Source organism: Streptomyces sp. NPDC043176 (assembly GCF_056436715.1).
Window position 1 is genome coordinate 144021 of the sequence record NZ_JBWKCA010000019.1, and the last position, 18842, is coordinate 162862.

At 74.4% G+C, this 18842-nt stretch carries 16 protein-coding genes; 10 read left to right on the forward strand and 6 right to left on the reverse strand.

Annotated features, from left to right (window positions below):
- Positions 1-36 precede the first annotated feature (36 nt).
- From pheS to AC067A_RS27690, 5 genes are all read left to right on the forward strand, one after another.
- Positions 37-1179, forward strand: a complete 1143-nt coding sequence (pheS, locus tag AC067A_RS27670; RefSeq protein ID WP_479245198.1) for a phenylalanine--tRNA ligase subunit alpha — start codon at positions 37-39, stop codon at positions 1177-1179.
- The gene (gene pheT / locus AC067A_RS27675) at positions 1179-3707 is read left to right on the forward strand and encodes a phenylalanine--tRNA ligase subunit beta (RefSeq protein WP_479245199.1); all 2529 of its coding nucleotides are present in this window, start codon (positions 1179-1181) and stop codon (positions 3705-3707) included. Before pheS ends, pheT begins: the two co-directional genes overlap by 1 nt.
- A 298-nt stretch (positions 3708-4005) precedes the next feature.
- Positions 4006-5073 carry a PP2C family protein-serine/threonine phosphatase gene (locus AC067A_RS27680; RefSeq protein ID WP_479245200.1) on the forward strand — a complete coding sequence of 356 codons (1068 nt, stop codon included), beginning with the start codon at positions 4006-4008 and terminating at the stop codon, positions 5071-5073.
- Between the two features lie 461 nt (positions 5074-5534).
- Positions 5535-6878 carry a transcriptional regulator gene (locus AC067A_RS27685; protein WP_479245201.1) on the forward strand — a complete coding sequence of 448 codons (1344 nt, stop codon included), beginning with the start codon at positions 5535-5537 and terminating at the stop codon, positions 6876-6878.
- 62 nt (positions 6879-6940) lie between these two features.
- Complete coding sequence (locus tag AC067A_RS27690) at positions 6941-7471, forward strand: NUDIX hydrolase (protein ID WP_479245202.1); 531 nt, start codon at positions 6941-6943, stop codon at positions 7469-7471.
- 75 nt (positions 7472-7546) lie between these two features.
- Here the strand turns inward: AC067A_RS27690 and AC067A_RS27695 are convergent, their stop codons facing one another.
- Positions 7547-8410: a 3-hydroxybutyryl-CoA dehydrogenase gene (locus AC067A_RS27695; RefSeq protein ID WP_479245203.1), complete on the reverse strand. Its 864-nt coding sequence runs from the start codon at positions 8408-8410 to the stop codon at positions 7547-7549.
- A gap of 170 nt (positions 8411-8580) precedes the next feature.
- Between AC067A_RS27695 and AC067A_RS27700 the strand changes: the two genes are divergently transcribed.
- Positions 8581-9870, forward strand: coding sequence for a glycoside hydrolase family 10-like protein (locus AC067A_RS27700; protein WP_479245204.1), 1290 nt, complete (start codon positions 8581-8583; stop codon positions 9868-9870).
- A 4-nt stretch (positions 9871-9874) separates the two neighbouring features.
- On the opposite strand, the gene AC067A_RS27705 is transcribed toward AC067A_RS27700, so the two are convergent.
- Together AC067A_RS27705 and AC067A_RS27710 are read right to left on the reverse strand one after the other, a co-directional pair.
- Positions 9875-10078, reverse strand: coding sequence for a DUF1918 domain-containing protein (locus AC067A_RS27705; protein ID WP_017241746.1), 204 nt, complete (start codon positions 10076-10078; stop codon positions 9875-9877).
- Positions 10079-10242: 164 nt separating this feature from the next.
- On the reverse strand, positions 10243-11265 hold the full coding sequence (locus AC067A_RS27710; RefSeq protein ID WP_479245205.1) for a DMT family transporter: 1023 nt from the start codon (positions 11263-11265) through the stop codon (positions 10243-10245).
- Here AC067A_RS27710 and AC067A_RS27715 point away from each other — a divergent pair.
- The 4 genes from AC067A_RS27715 (at position 11264) to AC067A_RS27730 (ending at position 15268) form a co-directional block, all read left to right on the forward strand.
- Entirely contained in the window at positions 11264-12700 is a 1437-nt protein-coding gene (locus tag AC067A_RS27715; protein WP_479245206.1) for an aminotransferase-like domain-containing protein, read from the forward strand. The genes AC067A_RS27710 and AC067A_RS27715 overlap by 2 nt on opposite strands.
- Positions 12701-12803: 103 nt before the next feature.
- Positions 12804-13265 (forward strand): GNAT family N-acetyltransferase, encoded by a 462-nt coding sequence (locus tag AC067A_RS27720; protein ID WP_479245207.1) that lies wholly within the window; start codon positions 12804-12806, stop codon positions 13263-13265.
- A gap of 69 nt (positions 13266-13334) precedes the next feature.
- A complete protein-coding gene (locus AC067A_RS27725) occupies positions 13335-13910 on the forward strand; it encodes a histidine phosphatase family protein (protein ID WP_026058682.1) in 576 nt (191 codons plus the stop codon).
- A 194-nt stretch (positions 13911-14104) separates the two neighbouring features.
- Complete coding sequence (locus AC067A_RS27730) at positions 14105-15268, forward strand: methyltransferase (RefSeq protein ID WP_479245208.1); 1164 nt, start codon at positions 14105-14107, stop codon at positions 15266-15268.
- Between the two features lie 151 nt (positions 15269-15419).
- On the opposite strand, the gene AC067A_RS27735 is transcribed toward AC067A_RS27730, so the two are convergent.
- The 3 genes from AC067A_RS27735 to AC067A_RS27745 form a co-directional block, all read right to left on the reverse strand.
- Positions 15420-15824 (reverse strand): VOC family protein, encoded by a 405-nt coding sequence (locus tag AC067A_RS27735; RefSeq protein WP_479245209.1) that lies wholly within the window; start codon positions 15822-15824, stop codon positions 15420-15422.
- 220 nt (positions 15825-16044) lie between these two features.
- On the reverse strand, positions 16045-16980 hold the full coding sequence (locus AC067A_RS27740) for a sigma factor-like helix-turn-helix DNA-binding protein (RefSeq protein WP_479245210.1): 936 nt from the start codon (positions 16978-16980) through the stop codon (positions 16045-16047).
- Between the two features lie 190 nt (positions 16981-17170).
- Positions 17171-18643 (reverse strand): M48 family metalloprotease, encoded by a 1473-nt coding sequence (locus AC067A_RS27745; RefSeq protein WP_479245211.1) that lies wholly within the window; start codon positions 18641-18643, stop codon positions 17171-17173.
- Positions 18644-18842 lie beyond the last annotated feature (199 nt).

An 18842-nucleotide genomic window follows, 5' to 3' on the forward strand; every position in this document is an offset into this window, starting at 1 on the left:
GGGCCGCCCAGCCAGCCAACGGAAGCACGGGAAGAGATGTCCGCACCCAATAAGTCGTACGACCCGGTTGAGGTCGAGGCACTGAAACCGGAAGAGATCGAGCGCATGCGGGACGAGGCGCTCGCCGCCTTCGCCGCCGCGGGCGACCTCGACGCGCTCGCGCAGGCGAAGACCGCGCACACCGGTGGCACCTCGCCGTTGGCGCTCGCCAACCGCGAGATCGGCGCCCTGCCCCCGCAGGCCAAGGCCGCCGCCGGAAAGATCGTGGGCCAGGCCCGCGGCGCCGTCTCCAAGGCGCTCGCCGCCCGCCAGGCGGAGCTCGAGGCCGAGCGCGACGCCCGCGTCCTCGTCGAGGAGGCCGTCGACGTCACCCTGCCGTACGACCGCGTCCCGGCCGGCGCCCGCCACCCGCTGACCACGCTCATGGAGCGCGTCTCCGACGTGTTCGTCTCCATGGGGTACGAGGTCGCCGAGGGCCCCGAGGTCGAGGCGGAGTGGTTCAACTTCGACGCGCTCAACTTCGTGCCGGACCACCCGGCCCGCCAGATGCAGGACACCTTCTTCGTCCAGGGAACCACCCCGGAGGGAACGGGTGTCACCACGGGCGACGAGTCCGGCGTCGTGCTGCGGACCCACACCTCGCCGGTCCAGGCCCGCACGCTCATCGACCGGGAGCCCCCGGTCTACGTGGTGTGCCCCGGCCGCGTCTACCGCACCGACGAGCTCGACGCCACGCACACCCCGGTCTTCCACCAGATCGAGCTGCTCGCCGTCGACGAGGGCCTCACCATGGCCGACCTCAAGGGCACCCTCGACCACATGGTCCAGGCGCTCTTCGGCCCGGACATGAAGACCCGGCTCCGCCCGAACTTCTTCCCCTTCACCGAGCCGTCCGCCGAGATGGACATGCTCTGCTACGTCTGCCGCGGCGAGTCCGTCGGCGACCCGGAGCGTCCCTGCCGCACCTGCGGCAGCGAGGGCTGGATCGAGCTCGGCGGCTGCGGCATGGTCAACCCGAAGGTGCTCATCGCCTGCGGCGTCGACCCCGAGAAGTACAGCGGCTTCGCCTTCGGGTTCGGCATCGAGCGGATGCTGATGTTCCGCCACAACGTGGAAGACATGCGAGACATGGTCGAGGGTGACGTCCGGTTCACCCGGCCGTTCGGGATGGAGATCTGATGCGGGTCCCGCTTTCTTGGCTGCGGGAGTACGTCGACCTGCCGGCGACGGAGACCGGCCGAGACGTCCAGGCCAAGCTCATTTCGGCAGGCCTCGAGGTCGAGGCCGTCGAGCGGCTCGGCGCCGGCCTCTCCGGCCCGCTGGTGGTCGGCAAGGTCCTCACCATCGAGGAGCTGACGGAGTTCAAGAAGCCCATCCGCTTCTGCACCGTCGACGTCGGCCAGGCCAACGGCACCGGCGAGCCCCAGGAGATCATCTGCGGCGCGCGGAACTTCGCCGAGGGCGACAAGGTCGTCGTGGCCCTGCCCGGCGCCGTGCTCCCCGGGGACTTCCGGATCGCCGAGCGCAAGACGTACGGCCGGGTCTCCCGGGGCATGATCTGCTCCGGCGACGAGCTCGGCATGGGCAGCGACGGCACGCACGGCATCATCGTGCTGCCGCCCGAGCACGAGGTCGGCATCGACGCCACGGTCCTCCTGGAGCTGTTCGACGAGGTCCTCGACATCGCCGTCACCCCGGACCGCGGCTACTGCCTCTCGATGCGCGGCGTCGCCCGCGAGACCGCCACCGCCTACGGCCTGCCGCTGCGCGACCCGGCGCTCCTCGACGTGCCCGCGCCGAACTCGTACGGCTACCCGGTCCAGGTCTCCGACCCGATCGGCTGCGACCGCTTCACCGCGCGCACGGTCGTCGGCCTGGCGCCCGAGGCCCGCTCCCCGATCTGGCTGCAGCGCCGCCTCCAGAAGGCCGGCATGCGCCCGATCTCGCTGGCCGTGGACGTCACCAACTACGTGATGCTGGAGCTCGGCCAGCCGCTGCACGCCTACGACCGCAACCGGCTCGACGGCCCCATCGGGGTCCGCCGCGCCGAGGCCGGCGAGAAGATCACCACCCTCGACGGCACCGTGCGCGTCCTGGACGCCGCGGACCTGGTCATCACCGACAACCGCGGCCCGATCGGCATCGCGGGCGTCATGGGCGGCGCCCACACGGAGATCGCCGACCCGGAGACCGACGCGGAGACCGGCTTCGTCACCGGCACCTCCGAGGTCGTCATCGAGGCCGCGCACTTCGACCCGATCTCGATCGCGCGCACGGCCCGCCGCCACAAGCTGTCCTCCGAGGCGTCCAAGCGCTTCGAGCGCGGCGTCGACCCGCAGGCCGCCGCCGCTGCCGCGCAGCGCACCGTCGACCTCCTCGTGCTGCTCGCGGGCGGCACGGCCGAGGCCGGGGTCACCGAGGTCGCGGCCCCGTCCGCGCCCCGCACGATCGCCATGCCGGCGAACCACCCCGACAAGGTCGCGGGTGTCGACTACGGCCGCGAGACCGTCGTCCGCCGCCTCCAGGAGGTCGGCTGCGACGTCTACGGCCAGGACGAGCTCGTCGTCACCGTGCCCTCGTGGCGCCCCGACCTCAGCGAGCCGAACGACCTCGCCGAAGAGGTCATCCGGCTGGAGGGCTACGAGAACCTGCCCTCCACGCTGCCGAAGCCCCCGGCCGGCCGCGGCCTCACCGAGCGCCAGCGCACCCACCGCCGCGTGGGCCGCGCCCTGGCCGGCGCCGGCTACGTCGAGGCGCTGAACTACCCGTTCATCGGCGAGCAGGCGCTCGACCACCTCGGCCTGGACGCGGACGACGCCCGCCGCCGGGTCGTGACCCTGGTCAACCCGCTCTCCGACGAGGAGCCCGCGCTCCGTACGACGCTGCTCCCGGGCCTGCTCGGCGCGCTCCGTCGCAACGACAGCCGCGGCAGCCACGACCTGGCGCTCTTCGAGACCGGTCTGGTCTTCCGGCCCGAAGGGGAGCAGGGCGCCGCCGTCCGCCTGCCCGTCGACCGCCGTCCCACCGACGAGGAGATCGCCGGCGTCAACGCGGTGCTGCCCCGGCAGCCCCGCCGCGCCGCCGTCGTCCTCGCCGGTGCGCGCGAGCAGGCCGGCTGGTGGGGCAAGGGCCGCCCGTCCGACTGGGCGGACGCCGTCGAGGCCGGCCGGACCGTGGCCGCCGAGGCCGGTGTGGAGCTGATCATCAGCGCCGACCAGCACGCCCCGTGGCACCCGGGCCGCTGCGCCGCCTTCCACGTCGAGGTGAACGGCGAGAAGGTCCTCGTCGGTCACGCCGGCGAGCTCCACCCGCGGGTGGTGAAGGCCTTCGGCCTGCCGGCCCGCAGCTGCGCGATGGAGATCGACCTGGACCTGCTGGAGCAGGCGAACGAGGGCCCCCTGCGGGCTCCCCGCATCTCCGCCTTCCCGGTCGCCACCCAGGACGTCGCCCTGGTCGTCGCCGCCGAGGTCCCGGCCGCCGACGTCGAGTCCGCGTTGCGCGAAGGCGCCGGTGAACTCCTCGAGTCCATCCGGCTCTTCGACGTCTACACCGGCGACCAGCTCGGTGAGGGCACCAAGTCCCTGGCGTACGCACTGAAGTTCCGCGCCACGGACCGCACCCTCACGGTCGACGAGGCCAGCGCGGCCCGCGACGCGGCCGTCGCCCTGGCATCGGACCGCACGGGAGCCGTCCTGCGCGGCGCCTGACCCACGAGCACGACACCAGGAGGGCCGCCCCGGGTACGCATCCGGGACGGCCCTCCGCCGTTTCCCGGTCCCCCTTCCGCCCGTAACCGGCGTACACCAGAGCGGGTCTCGTCCTGCTGTGCGCGTGGCGGAGGCCTGGCGAAGCGCGGCGCGCCGGGGATGCTCACTCCTTCGGGTGAGATCCGCGGCGGGTGTTCCCCGGTGACGCGTGCGGTCGGCAGAATCGACGCGGCCACAGGGGCGGACCTGTGGGCCGCAGGGCCCGCGGGCGCTGTCGGGGGCTCGGGAAGGGCCGTGCATGATCCGTACCAGGTCGTTGCTCGCCGATGGCTCCCGGCTCCGCCGGCTGGCCCCGCTCGCCCTGCCGTCCGCTTGGGGTGCGGTGGCGGTGGCATGGAAGTTCTGGTGTCCGCTGGCCCGGCAGCCGGGACTTCCGATGAGGATCGCCACGAGCGTCGTCTTCCTGACCGTGGGCACCGGCCTGGTCGTGGGACTCCGGCGGGGGCTCGCCCGGGAACTGGCCCGGGTGCGGGCCGTCGCGGCCGCCACCCAGCTCGTGCTGCTGCGCCCGCCGCCCGGCCGGCTGGACGGACTGGTGCTGGCCGCGGGGCAGTTGTCCGCCACCCGGGGCGCGTCCGTGGGCGGCGATCTGTACGAGGCGGTGGCCACGCCCCAGGGCGTGCGGATCCTCATCGGAGACGTCAGGGGCCACGGCCTCGCGGCGCTCGGCGCGGTGGTGGCGGTGCTCGGCAGTTTCCGCGAGGCCGCCCATGACGAGCCCGAACTCGGTGGGGTTCTGCGGCGGTTGGAGCGGGCCCTCGAACGGCACCTGAGGGAACGGGCGCGGGACGAGCACCCGGCACGGGCCGGTTCGGAGCCGCGGCACCCGGCGGCGGAGGAGTTCGTGACGCTGCTGCTCCTGGAGATCCGGTCCGACGGGCGGCTGTCCGTGTTCAACTGCGGTCATCCCGGCCCGTACCGCCTCGGCCGGAGGGTGGAGCGGCTCCCGGTCGGGGACCCGCTCCCGCCGCTGGGGGTGCTTCCGCTGCCCGCCGTCCTCGTCCCCCACACGGCGGCCCGGCTGCTGCCCGGCGAGACGCTGGTCCTGCACACCGACGGTGCCGAGGAGGCCCGAGACCACCGGGGCCGGTTCTTCGCGCTCGACGCCGCCCTGGCCGGGACGGCCGCCGAGACGCCCGCGGCCCTGGTCCGCCGGGTCCACGCGGCGCTGCTGCACCACACGGGCGGCCGGCTCGCGGACGACGTGGCGCTGCTCGTCGTGCGCAACGACCGTGTCCGGGTGCCGGCGCAGCCCGCCGAACCCGGGCTGCGCCGCTCCCGGCCCGCGCCCTCCTCCCACTGTTGAGCGGAGGCCGCGGGGCCGGCGCCGCCCGCCCCGCCACGGAGTGTCGGGCAGATCAGCGGGGCGGGCGACGCGGACCGGGCGGCCGCACTGTTCGAGGGGGAGCCGGCGGCCCGGTCGTCGCCTTGCGGCGAGAAGCACAGTCAACCGGGGGCGGGGCGGGCGCGGCAGAGTACGCGGACCTGCGGCACGGGTACTTCGTTCACACCCCGTGCGAAACCGGCCCGCGTGACGTCGGCCCGTCCGGAGCCGGCCCGCGCGAGACCGTCCTGCGTGACGCCGGCCCGTGCGAAACCGGTCCGTGCGTCGTCGGCCCTTCCGGAGCCGGCTCGTACGGGCACGGTCCGCGTGGCTCCGAAGTCCGCTCATACGAAAACACCCCGTAGGGCGTCGACCCGTATGAATTCGGCCACCTGGGGGCCCGCCCGGCCCTAGGGTGTGTGCACCGAGTCACCGGAGGGGCCATGCAGCCCAACACCCTGCTCGACGCCCTGCTCGACGAGGCGGGCGTCTCCCACGCCGGCCTCGCCGCCCGGGTGAACCGGGCCGGCCGGGCGAGGGGCCTCGCCCTGCGCTACGAACACACCGCCGTGGCCCGCTGGTTGAAGGGCCAGCGGCCGCGGGGCCAGGTGCCGGACCTGCTCTGCGAGGTGCTCTCGGCCCGGCTGCACCGGCAGGTGACCCTGGACGACATCGGCCTCGGCGTGCCGGGCGGGCCGCCCCCGGCGCTCGCCGCGCCGCTCTCCGGCTTCGTGGAGCGGGCGCCCGCCCTGTGGCGCTCCGACGAACAGCGGCGACCGCACACGCTCGGGGCGCAGGCCGTGACCGGCACGCCCGCGGTGATGCCGGTGTGGGAGTGGGAGAACCCGCCGGAGGACGCCGACGTGTCCCGCGCCGGGCGGGGGACGAGCGTCTCGGCGGCGGACATCTCCGTGCTGAGCGCGGCCCGTTCGCACTACGAGCAGATGTACCGCAGGGCCGGGGGCATCGCGACCCGGGCCCGGATCGTCGGCTTCCTCACCACCGAGACCGCCCCGCTGCTCCGGGGCGCGTACAGCGACGCCCTCGGCCGGCAGCTGCACCGGGCCACCGGCGGCCTGGTCGCGGTGGCCGGAATCTGCGCGTACGACGCCGACGCGCACGGTCTCGCCCAGCGTTACTTCCATCAGGCGCTGCGGCTCGCGAAGGCCAGCGGGGACCGGGGCCTCGGTGCCTACGTGATCGCGCTGCTCGTCAACCAGGCGCTGTTCATGGCGGAGTACCGGCAGGCGGTCGCCTTCGCCGAGGCGGCGCTGCGGGCCGCGGGCCGCCAGATCACCCCCGCGCTCGCCGCCGATCTGACGGCGATGCAGGCGAAGGCGTACGCGCATCTCGGTGACGGGACGGCCGCGCTCGCCTGCATCCGGCGGGCCGAGGCGGCGGCGGACCGGATCAGTCCGGGGGAGGAGCCGGCCGAGACGGGTTACGTCCAGCCGGGGTTCGTCAACGTACAGGTCGCCGAGGCCCTGCTCAGTCTGGGTGATCTTCCGGCGGCGCACGAACACGCGTCGGCCGCGGTCGGCACGCCCTCGCACGACCGGGGCCGGGTGCACCGGCTCGCCATGCTGTGTCAGATCGAGCTGCGGCAGGGGGAGGCGGACGGGGCCGCGCGCATCGCGGTCGAGATGACGGAGCGGGCGCGGGGGATGGAGTCGCGGCGGCTCCGGGACCGGATGCGCCAGGTGCGGGAGCACCTGCTGGCCAGCGGCGGACACGACGCCCTGGAGGCGGCGGCGCTGATCGAAGGGACGCTGCGCGTTCCCCTGTGAGCCTCCAGCTGCTGCGATATTGCCACCAAACGAGCACCGACCAGTCGGAAGGTGGCAAGAACGTGCAGTGGACGAAACTGAGTGAACGCTCGGTCTATGAGAATCGCTGGTTCCAGGTGAACCTCGCGGACGTCGAACTCCCGGACGGCCGCCACCTCGACCACTATCTGATCCGGCTCCGTCCGGTCGCCGTCGCGACCGCGGTCAACGACGCGGACGAAGTCCTGATGCTCTGGCGCCACCGCTTCATCACCGACAGCTGGGGCTGGGAGCTGGCCGCCGGCGTCGTCGAGGACGGCGAGGACATCGAGGCCGCTGCCGCCCGCGAGATGGAGGAGGAGACCGGCTGGCGGCCGGGCCCGCTGCGGCACCTCCTCACCGTCGAGCCCTCCAACGGCCTCAGCGACGCCCGGCACCACCTCTACTGGGCGGATCGGGCCACCTACACCGGACCGCCCGAGGACGCGTTCGAGTCCTCGCGGCGGGCCTGGGTCCCGCTGAAACAGGTCCCCGAGATGATCGGCCGGGGTGAGATCCCGGCCGCCAACATGGCCGCCGGCCTGCTGATGCTCCACCACCTGCGCCTCGGCTGAGGACTCCCGGCGCGGACATGCCGGACGGCCCGTACCTGTGCGGGTGTACGGGCCGTCCGGGGTTCGGGGGAGCCGTCAGGCGGGGTACGGGTAGAAGCCCCAGCCCGTCTTGCGGCCGAGCCGGCCCGCGTCCACCATCCGCTGGAGCAGCGGGGGAGCGGCGTACAGCGGCTCCTTGAACTCGGCGTACATGGAGTCGGCGATCGACGCGATCGTGTCCAGGCCGATCAGGTCGGAGAGCTTCAGCGGGCCCATCGGGTGGGCGCAGCCGAACTCCATGCCGTTGTCGATGTCCTCGCGGCTGGCGATGCCCGACTCGAACATGCGGATCGCGGAGAGCAGGTACGGCACGAGGAGCGCGTTGACGACGAAGCCCGACCGGTCCTGCGCGCGGATCGCGTGCTTGCCGAGCGCCTTCTCCGCGAAGGCCTGGGCGCGGCTGATCGTGCCCTCGGAGGTGGTGAGGGCGGGGATCAGTTCGACGAGCTTCTGCACCGGGGCCGGGTTGAAGAAGTGGATGCCGATGACCTGGTCGGGGCGGGAGGTCGCCACGGCCAGCTTCACCAGCGGGATGGAGGAGGTGTTCGAGGCCAGGATGGCGTCCGGCCGGGTCATCACCTGGTCGAGAACCTGGAAGATCTCGGTCTTGACCTGCTCGTTCTCCACGACCGCCTCGATGACGAGGTCGCGGTCGGCGAATTCGCCGAGGTCGGTGGTGAAGCTGAGGCGCGCGAGCGTCGCGTCCCGCTCCTCCTCGCTGATCTTGCCGCGTTCGGCGGCCTTCGACAGCGAGTTGTAGAGCCGTGTGCGGCCGATCTCCAGCGCCTCGCCGGTGGTCTCGGCGACCTTCACCTCGAGCCCGCTCCGGGCACACACCTCCGCGATGCCCGCGCCCATCTGGCCGCAGCCCACCACTCCGACGCGCTCAATGTCGGCCATGGAGTCCGTCACCTCGTGCCTTTCGCTCTTCTCCGGCGGCGGGGTCCGTGTGATTCCGGTGTGTCCGCCTCTACCCCCACGACGTTACCGCTCATTAACCGATGATCGATCGTCCGGGGCGGGCATGCTGTCCGGGTGCGTGTGACGTATCCGACAGGGGAGGGGTACAAGTGCCGCCTATCGGCAGAAGAGGGCTCGTGGCCGGCGCCGCCGGGACCGCGCTCGCCGTGACGGGAACGACAGGGGCGGCGCCGACGGCCGCGTCCTCGGCGGGAGCCGCACCGGAGACGGCCGGCGCCACGACGCCGGCGCGGGGGAGACCGCGCCGCCGGCGGGAGTTCCGCGGGATGTGGGTGGCGACGGTCGCCAACCGGGACTGGCCCTCGCGTGCCGGGCTGACCGCCGAGGCGCAGCGCACCGAACTCCTCGCCCACCTCGACACGGCCGTCGCGCGCCGCCTCAACACGGTCGTGCTCCAGGTCCGGCCCACCGCCGACGCGCTGTGGCCCTCGCCGTACGAGCCGTGGGCGCAGTGCCTGACCGGCACGCAGGGCCGCGATCCCGGCTGGGACCCGCTGGGGACGGCCGTCACCGAGGCCCACGCGCGGGGCCTGGAGCTGCACGCCTGGTTCAACCCGTACCGGGTGGCGAACCACACCGACCCCGCCCGGCTCGTCGCGGACCACCCGGCCCGGCTCCACCCGGAGTGGGTGCTCCCGTACGGCGGGAAGCTGTACTACAACCCGGGCCTGCCCGAGGTCAGGGAGTTCGTTCAGGACGCGATGCTGGACGCGGTGCACCGGTACGACGTCGACGCCGTGCACTGGGACGACTACTTCTACCCGTACCCGGTGGCCGGGCAGGTCTTCGCCGACGACGACGCGTACGCGCGCCACGGCGGCGACTTCCCCGACAGGGCGTCCTGGCGGCGGAACAACACCGACCTGCTGGTCTCCGGGATGTCCGCCCGGATCAAGGGCCTCCAGAGGCACGTGGCCTTCGGGGTGAGCCCCTTCGGTGTCTGGCGGAACCGTGCCACCGACCCGGAGGGCTCGGACACCCGGGCCGGTGTCCAGACCTACGACGACCTGTACGCCGACACCCGCAAGTGGATCCGCGAGGGCTGGATCGACCACGTGGTGCCGCAGCTCTACTGGAACATCGGCCTGCCCGCGGCCGACTACGCCAAGCTGCTGCCCTGGTGGGACGCGGTGGTACGCGGGACGGGCGTCGGCCTGTACATCGGCGAGGCGCTGTACAAGGCGGGCGACCCGGCCCAGTCCGTCGCGTGGCAGGACCCCGAGGAGCTCTCACGTCACCTCGCGCTCGCCGCCGGGTACCCGGCGGTCGGCGGTCACTGCTTCTTCGCGGCGAAGGAGGTGACGACGGACCGGATCGGGGCGATGGCCGCCGTGGTGGCCGATCACTACCCGACCAGGGTCCGTCCGCCGAAGGCGTGAGGGCTCAGCGGGCCCCTTCCTCCGGGTGATGACGTACGACGGTGTCGGGGCCCGGCGACATCAGGGCCTCGTGCCCGTCGTCGTCGAACTTCACGCGGTACGGGGGAGTGCCGTTCTCCCCCAGTACCTGAAGGACCTCGGCCGTACGGTCGTGGTGACCGACGGTCCGGCCGTGCACCAGCAGTTTGTCGCCCACGCTCGCCTGCATCGGGTGACCTCCTCGCGACCGGGCTTGACCTGGTTGGGCCGTACAAATGCCATTGTGGCCCGCTTCGCCCCGATGCGTCATGTGGGCCCCCGCGGTCCGCCGTCCTCCGCGTCCGGCCGGTCCCCCGCGGGACGGCACACGGAGGCCCCGCGCGGCGCCGTGCGTCAGCTCCTCGCGCGCTGGGTCACCGCGATGCAGACGAGGACGCCCACCGCGGCGAGCGGGGCGGCCAGCGGCAGCGTCTCGCCGAGCAGGAAGACCGACCAGAACAGGGTGAGGAGCGGCTGCGCGAGCTGGAGCTGGCTCGCCTTCGGGATGCCGATCGACGCCATGCCCCGGTACCAGACGTAGAGACCGAAGAACGTGGAGCCCGCCGCGACCCACAGGAGGCCGATGACCCCGTGGGCGTTCAGGCGGACCGGCTCGATCGACAGCGCGACCGCTGAGGCCGCCACCATCAGGGGCATGCAGAGGACCAGGGCCCAGCCGATGACCTGCCAGCCCGGCATCAGCCGCGCGAGCCGCCCGCCCTCGGTGTAGCCGGCGGCGCAGACGAGGAGCGCGCCGAAGAGGTACAGGTCGCCGCGCGACACCGCCCCGCCGCTCTGCTGGAGCGTGAACGCGATCACCACCACCGCGCCGGAGACGGCCGCGAACCAGAAGGTGCGGGACGGGCGCCGGCCCGTCCGCAGTGCGGCGAAGGCCGCCGTGCTGAGCGGCAGCAGGCCCACCACGACGGCGGCGTGCGAGGTGGTGGAGGTCTGCAGCGCCAGGGTCGTCAGGAGCGGGAAGCCGACGACGACACCGCCGGCGACCACCGCGAGACCCGCCCAGTGGCGCCGGTCCGGCAGCCGGACCCGGCCGACGAGCAGGAAGGCGCTCGCGACGAGGGCGGCCAGGGTGGAGCGCACGGCCACCAGGGACCAGGGGCCGAAGCTCTCCAGGCCCCACACGGTCGACGGGAAGGTCAGCGAGAACGACACCACGCCCAGGACGGCGAGCAGCGTGCCGCGGCCGACCGGGTCGGCGGGGGCCGCCGAGGTCGCCGCGCCGGGCGTCGCCGGGCTCGTCGGGGTGCTCGGGGCCGCGGGGCCCCGGCCGGCGGTGGCCGGGGGGCCGGTGACGGTCTGCCCGGTGACGGGGACCGCTATCGTCGAGGTGGTAGTAGCGCTATCCTTTGCTCTCATGCAAGAGCGTAGCAGTGGGGCGGAACTGGCGGCATCCCTGCGAGTGGAGCTGAACCGCTACTCCCCGGGTGAGAAACTGCCATCGAGTCGTGCCCTCGTCGAGCGGTACCGGGTCTCGCCGGTGACCGTCACCCGGGCCCTCGCCCAGCTCGCCGCCGAAGGCCTGGTCGTCACCCGCCCCGGCGCCGGGGCCTTCCGCGCGGAACCCCGGACCCCCGCGCCCGTCACCGGCGACACCTCCTGGCAGGAGGTCGCGCTCAGCGCCGACACCGCCACCGAACTCGTCCCCCGGGCCGTGGACGCCTCCGGAGTCCTCGTCACGCTCTCCGCCCCGCCGCCCGGCGTGATCGAGTTCAACGGCGGCTACCTCCACCCCTCCCTCCAGCCGCAACAGGCCCTCGCCGCCGCCCTCGCCCGCGCCGGACGCCGCCCGGGCGCCTGGGGCCGACCGCCCACCGACGGTCTGCCCGAACTGCGCGAGTGGTTCGCCCGCGAGATCGGCGGCAGCGTCACCGCCGCCGAGATCCTCATCACGGCCGGCGGCCAGTCCGCCATCACCACCGCCCTGCGCGCCCTGGCCCCGCCCGGCACGCCCGTCCTCGTCGAGTCGCCCACCTACCCCGGCATGCTCGCCGTCGCCCGCGCCGCCGGGCTCCGCCCCGTCCCCGTGCCCGCCGACTCCGACGGCGTCCGCCCCGAACTCCTCGAAGCCGCCTTCCGCGCCACCGGCGCCCGGGTCTTCGTCTGCCAGCCGCTCTTCCAGAACCCGACCGGCGCCGTCCTGGGACCCGAACGGCGCCGCGAGGTCGTCCGCATCGCCCGCGCCGCCGGAGCCTTCGTCGTCGAGGACGACTTCGCCCGCCGGCTCGTCCACGAGGACGCCCCGGCCCTGCCCGCCCCGCTCGCCGCCGACGACCCCGACGGCGTCGTCGTCCACGTCTGCTCGCTCACCAAGGCCACCTCGCCCAGCCTGCGCGTCGGCGCCCTGGCCGCCCGCGGCCCCGTCCTCGAGCGCCTGCGCGCCATCCAGGTCGTCGACAGCTTCTTCGTGCCGAGGCCCCTCCAGGAGGCCGCCCTCGAACTCGTGGGGGCGCCCGCCTGGCACCGCCATCTGCGCGCCGTCTCCCAGGAGCTCAGGAACCGCCGCACGGTGATGACCGGCGCCGTCGCCCACGACCTGCCCGGCCTGGCCCTGCCCCACATCCCCTACGGCGGCTACCACCTCTGGCTCCGCCTCCCCGACACCCTCCCCGAGGCCTCCCTCCTCGCCGCCGCGCTGCGGGCCGGCGTCGCCGCCGCCCCCGGCCGCCCCTACTTCTGCGCCGAACCCCCCGCCGGGCACATCCGGCTGAGTTTCGCGGGTGTCGCGGGCCCCACCGAGATCGCGGAAGGGGTGCGCCGCCTGCGGACGGCCGTCGACGAGCTCACCACGTGAGCACCCGGGCCCGGCCGCCCGCGTGACCCGGCCGGGCCACGAACCGCCCTGGCCCCGGGCAAATTCGCCTGACAACCCCCACCCCTCCTGGAACCCTTCGGCCATGACCGACAGCGCACTCCCCGCCGCCCGCGCCGCCTCCGTCATGCACGGGGCGTACGAGATCTCAGCCGACCCCGCGCGGATCGACGCCGCCCTCGTCCATCACTGGCTCTCCACGGACGCCTACTGGGCCCTCGGCCGACCTCGGGAGAAGCAGGACAGCGCCATCGCGGGCTCGCTCAACCTCGGGGCCTACCACCGCGAGACCGGCGGGATGAGCGCCTACGCGCGCGTCGTCACCGACTACGCCACCTTCGCCTGGCTCTGCGACGTCTACGTCGACCGCCCGGCCCGCGGCACCGGACTCGGCACCGCGCTCGTCGCCGCCGTCCGCGACCACCTCGCGCCCTTCGGCCTCCGCCGCATCCTGCTCGCCACCGCCGACGCGCACGGCGTGTACGAGAAGGTCGGTTTCACGCCACTGCAGAATCCGGACAAGTGGATGGCTCTCGGGCAGCAGTGAGCCGCACCCCCGCGGGCCCCGGAAATCGACCCCTTGACCTGCGGGGCCACCGGCCTCACGATCGCGGCCATGAGTCTTCGGGTGACGCTCGTCACGGCGGCACGCAGCTCCTCCCTGCTCGCCGAACGCTTCGATGACGACCGGCCGCTCGACGAGGCCGGCTGGTACGAGGTGCAGCAGGCCGCGCCCGCGCTCATCCCGCTCGGCGCGGCCGAGCTGCGCTACTGCTCCCCGACGCCCCGCAGCCGCGCCACCGGCACCGCCCTCGGCTACGCGCCCCTCGCCCAGCCCGCGCTGCGCGACTGCGACATGGGCCGCTGGCGCGGCCTGACCCTCGCCGAGGTCGCCGCCCTCGAACCGGCCGCCGTCGACGCCTGGCTCACCGACGCCCGCACCGCCCCGCACGGCGGCGAACCCCTCCTCGCCTTCATCACCCGGATAGGGAACTGGCTCGACACCCGCCCCGCCGACGACGGCGCCATCGTGGCCGTCGCCGAACCCTCCGTCGTACGGGCCGCCCTCGTGTACGCCCTGAAGGCACCGCCCGCCACGTACTGGAACGTCGACGTCCGCCCCCTCTCCACCGTCACCCTCACCGGCCGCCCCGGCCTCTGGCACCTCCACCTCGACACGGCCCTGCGCTGAAGGCCCGGCACGCCGTGCGCCGGAACCCGACGCGTCCCTCAGCCGACGGCCCGACACCGTACTTCGCCGGAACCCGACGTGTCCCTCAGCCGACGGTCCGACACCGCCCTTCGCCGACACCCGACGCCGTCTTGCGCCGATCGGACGAGCGTCCGGCGAGCCGGAAGCCGGCGACCGGCTAGCCTGAGGGCACGATGAACCGTTTGACCACGTCATGGGGCGCCTTCACGCTGACCCGCTTCCCCGAGGACCCGCGCGACCAGCTGCGCGCCTGGGACGCGTCCGACGAGTACCTCCTCGCCGACCTGGCGGAGGCCGGCGTCGACCTGTCCGGCACCGTCGCCGTCGTCGGCGACCGCTGGGGAGCCCTCGTCACCGCCTTGCAGGCCGCCGGTCCCGCCGAACTCGTCCAGATCTCCGACTCGTACCTCGGGCGCCGGGCCACCCAGGCCAACCTGGCCCGCGCCGGAGTCGCGCCGGACGCCGTCCGTCTGCTCACCACGCAGGACCCGCCGCCCGAGCGGGTCGACGTGCTCCTCGTCCACGTCCCCAAGAGCCTCGCGCTCCTGGAGGACCAGCTCCACCGGCTCCGGCCGGCCGTGCACGAGGGCACCGTCGTCGTCGGCACCGGCATGGTCAAGGACATCCACACCTCCACCCTCAGGCTCTTCGAGCGGATCATCGGCCCCACCCGCACCTCACTCGCGGTGAAGAAGGCCCGACTGATCCACGCCACCCCCGACCCGGCCCTCACGCCGGGCCGGAACCCCTGGCCGTACCGGTACGACCTCCCGGCCGACACCCCCGCCCCGGGGCTGCCCGGACTCACCGTCACCAATCAGGCGGGCGTGTTCTGCGCCGACCGCCTCGACATCGGCACCCGCTTCCTCCTCGCGAACCTCCCTGGTGGCTTCGGCCGGGCCCGCGTCGCCGACCTCGGCTGCGGAAACGGCGTCGTCGGCCTCGCCATCGCCCTGCACGAACCCCAGGCGGAGCTGGTGTTCGCCGACGAGTCGTACCAGGCGGTCGCCTCGGCCGAGGAGAACTTCCGCACCCACGTGGGCGGCGGGCGCACGGCCGAGTTCCTCGTCGGCGACGGCCTCTCGGACCTGCCCGCCGGCTCCGTCGACCTGGTCCTCAACAACCCCCCGTTCCACAGCCACCAGGCCACCACCGACCGCACCGCCCGCCGCATGTTCGCCGACGCGCGGCGCGCCCTGCGACCCGGTGGCGAACTCTGGGTCGTCGGCAACCGTCACCTCGGCTACCACGTCACCCTCCGGCGCATCTTCGGCAACAGCGACCTCGTCGCCAGCGACAGCAAGTTCGTGGTCCTGCGCGCCGTACGCCAGCCCTAGGAACTCCGGACCCCGGCGCGTGCGGGGCCTGCTCGAGCGGGGCCCGGCGCGTGCGGGGCCGTGCCTGAGCGGGGCCCGACGCGCGGGGGCCTTTGCCCGGGCGGGGGACCGGTCCGAGCGGAGGCCCGGGGCGGCCGGGCTCCGGCTGCGGCTATCTGCCCCAGTCGCGGGAGCAGAGGACGAGCCGGTAGCCGTCCGGATCGACGACGGTGACGCCCCACTCGTCCCAGTACGGATTGTGCGCGGGCACCCGGGTGCCGCCGGCGGCGAGCAGTCGCTCCACCTGCGCGTCCTCGACGGGCGAGCCGAGGTAGACGACGAACAGGTCGTCGACGGTCGGGGCGGGGTCCAGCGGATCGCGGGGGTCACGGGTCAGCTCGAAGTGCCAGCTCCCGTCGGCGGGCCCGACCATGAGCAACTCGTGCTTCCCCGGCTCCGGTTCGGTGCTGCGCCACAGCACGTCGAGTCCGAGCCCTTCGACGTGGAACCGCTCGGCGGCGGCGAGGTCCCGCGAGGGGCGGGCGACCCGTACCCGGGTCTGCGCGTTGATCATCATGCCTTCAGGCTAGGTCCCGCCCTGGCCTCTCCTCCTCCGGGATTCCCCTGTCCCGCCACGGACTTGACCCTGACGCCGAAGTCAGGGTTCACGACCTGCCGACCTGTGCGGGCCCCGCCACCGGCCGCTTTGGCGGGCTTCCGGCGGCCCCCACCGGCCGCTGCGGCGAGCTCCCGACGGCCTCGACCACGGCCGCTGCGGCGGGCTCCCGACCGCCCCGTCACCAGTCGGGGAAGGCCAGGTCCAGCGCCCGGACCCGATCCTCCCCGGCGGTCACGGCGAGGGTGGCGATCCGCTCCTGGCGGAAGGTGAACATCAGAGCCGCGACCGGACGGCCGTCGACGAAGGCGACCGCGCCGACCGCTCCGTCGACCAGCGCGGGTCGCGACACGTCGGCGAACCGGGCGAACGCGGCGGCACCCTCGGCCACGGCCGGCGCGCCGTGCACCGGACCGCGATCCGAGTAGGCCACCACGTCCGGATCGAGGACGGCCGCCAGCGCGCGGGGATCACGCGCGCGTGCCGCCGTCAGGAACCGGTCCACCACCACCCGCTGCCGTCCCGGATCGTCGCCGCCCCGGACGGCCCCGACCCCCCGGACCCGGTCCCGCGCCCGCCGCGCCCGCCGCGTCACCTGCGCTTCCGACGCCCCGGTGATCCGCGCCGTCTCCGACGCAGGCAGCCCGAACGCGTCGTGCAGGACGTACGCGAGGCGCTCCTCGGCACCCAACGACTCCAACATGACCAGCAGGGCCAGCCACACGGCCTCGACACCGGCCCCTGCCACGTCTCCGACGGTCCAGCCGGTCGGCGCCCCCGCCGTGCCGCCGACGGCCCCGCCCACCGGCGCCCCGGCGTCGTCCTCCTCCACCTCGTCCGCGGGTCTCTCCGTCGCGGCCGCCCCGGCTCCCCGGTCGCGCCCTCGCCCGGCCGTTCCCCGCTCCTGGAGGCCGCGTACGCAGGTCTCGCCCACGAGCGCCGTCAGCCAGGCCCGTAGGGCGGCCCCGTCGTCGCGGCCGAGTCCCGCCCTCGCGGCCACGAGCATCTCCTCCGCCTCCACCGGGGAGCCCATCATCCGGAGGGCCACGCCCCGCAGCCGGTCCTCGTGGGCGTCGAAGCGGTCGGTCAGGGCCGTCAGAAACGCGTCCTCGTGCATGGCGCCTCACTCCTCCTCGGTTGCGTCACCCCGTTGACGCGAGCGCCCACCGGGATGTGACAGCGACCGCGCACGAGTCCGGCGCGGCCGGCCCCGGGTTCGGCCCCGCACGGGCTTCCGTGCCGCACTCCGCGCGGAGCCGGGTTCGGCCCCGCACGGGCTCCCGTGCCGCACTCCGCGCGGGCCGGGTTCAGCCCCGCACGAGTTCCCGCGCCACACTCCGCGCGGGCCCGGCGAGCTCCGCCTCGACCTCCGCGGACCTCTCCGGACCGAGCACGATCCGGGCCGCGACCTGCTCGCCGCGGGCCAGTAGGCGGTGACGCAGGTGGGTCGGGGGATGTGTGGAGTCGACCTGGTGCCCGCGCCGCTCCGCGACGCGGCGCAGTCGTTCGTACTCGTACGCCGGGATCGACGCGCCGTACGCGGCGACGCGTTCCCACAGTTCCTCCGCGGGTTCCCCGCGGCGCGCGCCCCCGATCCGGGTGCGCGAGGCGACGATCTCCCGGCGGAGTTCCCCCTCGACGCCGGCCGCGACGAGGAGCCGGTCCATCAGGCCGGCCGCCGCGACCGTGCCCCCGACGCGGGCGGCGGACGAGTCGGCGAGGTACTCGGCGCGCTGCGAATCGGCGAGGGTCAGGTGCTCCAGGAGGACGAGCACGCCGTCGACGAGCATCCGGGGCGGAGCGGTCATCAGGTTGACGAGGTCGTCCATCAGGCCGTCGGGGTCCTTCGCGGCCAGCGTGTAACGCCAGGTCGCCAGGGAATCGAAGGCGCTGCCGACGAGGAGGCCGCGGCGGGTGTCCCCGTGGGCGTAGTGGCCGAACTCGTGGCCGAGGACGGCGACCCGCTCCTGCGGGGACATGATCTGCCACAGGCCGAGACCGAGGCGGAGCACCCGATGCTGGCGAAGGCCGTACGTGGTCACCCCCGCGTTGGCCTCGGCCCCGATCACCACGGCCCGCACCCCGACCGTGCCGACCTGCTCCGCGATCTCGTCGAGCAGCGCGAAGAGCCGCGGCGCGTCCTTGCGCCGCAGCACGGGCAGATCGCCGGCCAGCCGTCCGAGCCTGCGGAACCGGGGCCGCAGCACGACGGCGAGCCCGATCAACAGGCCCCCGCAGAACGGCAGGAGACCGTGCCCCCACCGCGCGACGAGCAGCCACAGCCCGCCCGCGAGGAGCCCGGCCGTCACGCCGTGGACCGCCACGGCGAGCCCCGCCGCGAGCCGCCCCGCGGTCCCGGCCCCTCGCCGTGCGGCCGCGGGTCCGTCGGCCGCCCCTGACCCCCGCGGTGCGGCCGCGGGTCCGTCGGCCCTCCCCGTCCCCCGCCGCGCCGCCGGCACGGCCGCGTCCGGTGCGTCCGCGCCCCGGCCCGGTGCGCCCCCGGCGTCCGGCGAGTCGGCCTGGGCGGGGGACCGCGGGCCGGCGGGAAGACCCGCCTCGCCCGAGAGTTCGGCGAAGAGCCGCTCTCCGTGCCGGCGCGCCAGGCCGCGCCGCAGGCGCTCGATCCGCCCCGGGGTCTCCTCGTCGCGCACCTCGGGGTCCACGTTCCAGTCGCAGGCCGCACACCACACGACGTACCGTCCGCCGCCCGTCACCGGTGTGCCGCACGCGGGGCAGTCCTGCTCCGCCGCCCGGTCGGCCGCCTGTACCGTCTCTGTCACTCTGCCCTGCCCCCCGGGGGACCTCTCGCGGTCCCGCCCGTCCTGTTTCGTCCTCGTACGCGGCACCACGGAAGGGGCCGGGGGGGGCGGCCCCGGGGGGGGGCCGCCCCCGCCGGGGGGGGGGGGGGGGGGGGGGGGGGGCGGACAAAAACACGGCGGGGGGGCCGCAAACAAAATAGTGGGGGTGAGCGGCGCGGGG

Coding starts and splice junctions, on each gene's coding strand:
- AC067A_RS27730 (WP_479245208.1), top strand. CDS start 14,105: ATGAACCGTTTGACCACGTCATGGGGCGCCTTCACGCTGACCCGCTTC.
- AC067A_RS27695 (WP_479245203.1), bottom strand. CDS start 8,410: ATGGCCGACATTGAGCGCGTCGGAGTGGTGGGCTGCGGCCAGATGGGC.
- AC067A_RS27715 (WP_479245206.1), top strand. CDS start 11,264: ATGCAAGAGCGTAGCAGTGGGGCGGAACTGGCGGCATCCCTGCGAGTG.
- pheT (WP_479245199.1), top strand. CDS start 1,179: ATGCGGGTCCCGCTTTCTTGGCTGCGGGAGTACGTCGACCTGCCGGCG.
- AC067A_RS27735 (WP_479245209.1), bottom strand. CDS start 15,824: ATGATGATCAACGCGCAGACCCGGGTACGGGTCGCCCGCCCCTCGCGG.
- AC067A_RS27720 (WP_479245207.1), top strand. CDS start 12,804: ATGACCGACAGCGCACTCCCCGCCGCCCGCGCCGCCTCCGTCATGCAC.
- AC067A_RS27685 (WP_479245201.1), top strand. CDS start 5,535: ATGCAGCCCAACACCCTGCTCGACGCCCTGCTCGACGAGGCGGGCGTC.
- AC067A_RS27725 (WP_026058682.1), top strand. CDS start 13,335: ATGAGTCTTCGGGTGACGCTCGTCACGGCGGCACGCAGCTCCTCCCTG.
- AC067A_RS27740 (WP_479245210.1), bottom strand. CDS start 16,980: ATGCACGAGGACGCGTTTCTGACGGCCCTGACCGACCGCTTCGACGCC.
- AC067A_RS27705 (WP_017241746.1), bottom strand. CDS start 10,078: ATGCAGGCGAGCGTGGGCGACAAACTGCTGGTGCACGGCCGGACCGTC.
- AC067A_RS27710 (WP_479245205.1), bottom strand. CDS start 11,265: ATGAGAGCAAAGGATAGCGCTACTACCACCTCGACGATAGCGGTCCCC.
- pheS (WP_479245198.1), top strand. CDS start 37: ATGTCCGCACCCAATAAGTCGTACGACCCGGTTGAGGTCGAGGCACTG.
- AC067A_RS27680 (WP_479245200.1), top strand. CDS start 4,006: ATGATCCGTACCAGGTCGTTGCTCGCCGATGGCTCCCGGCTCCGCCGG.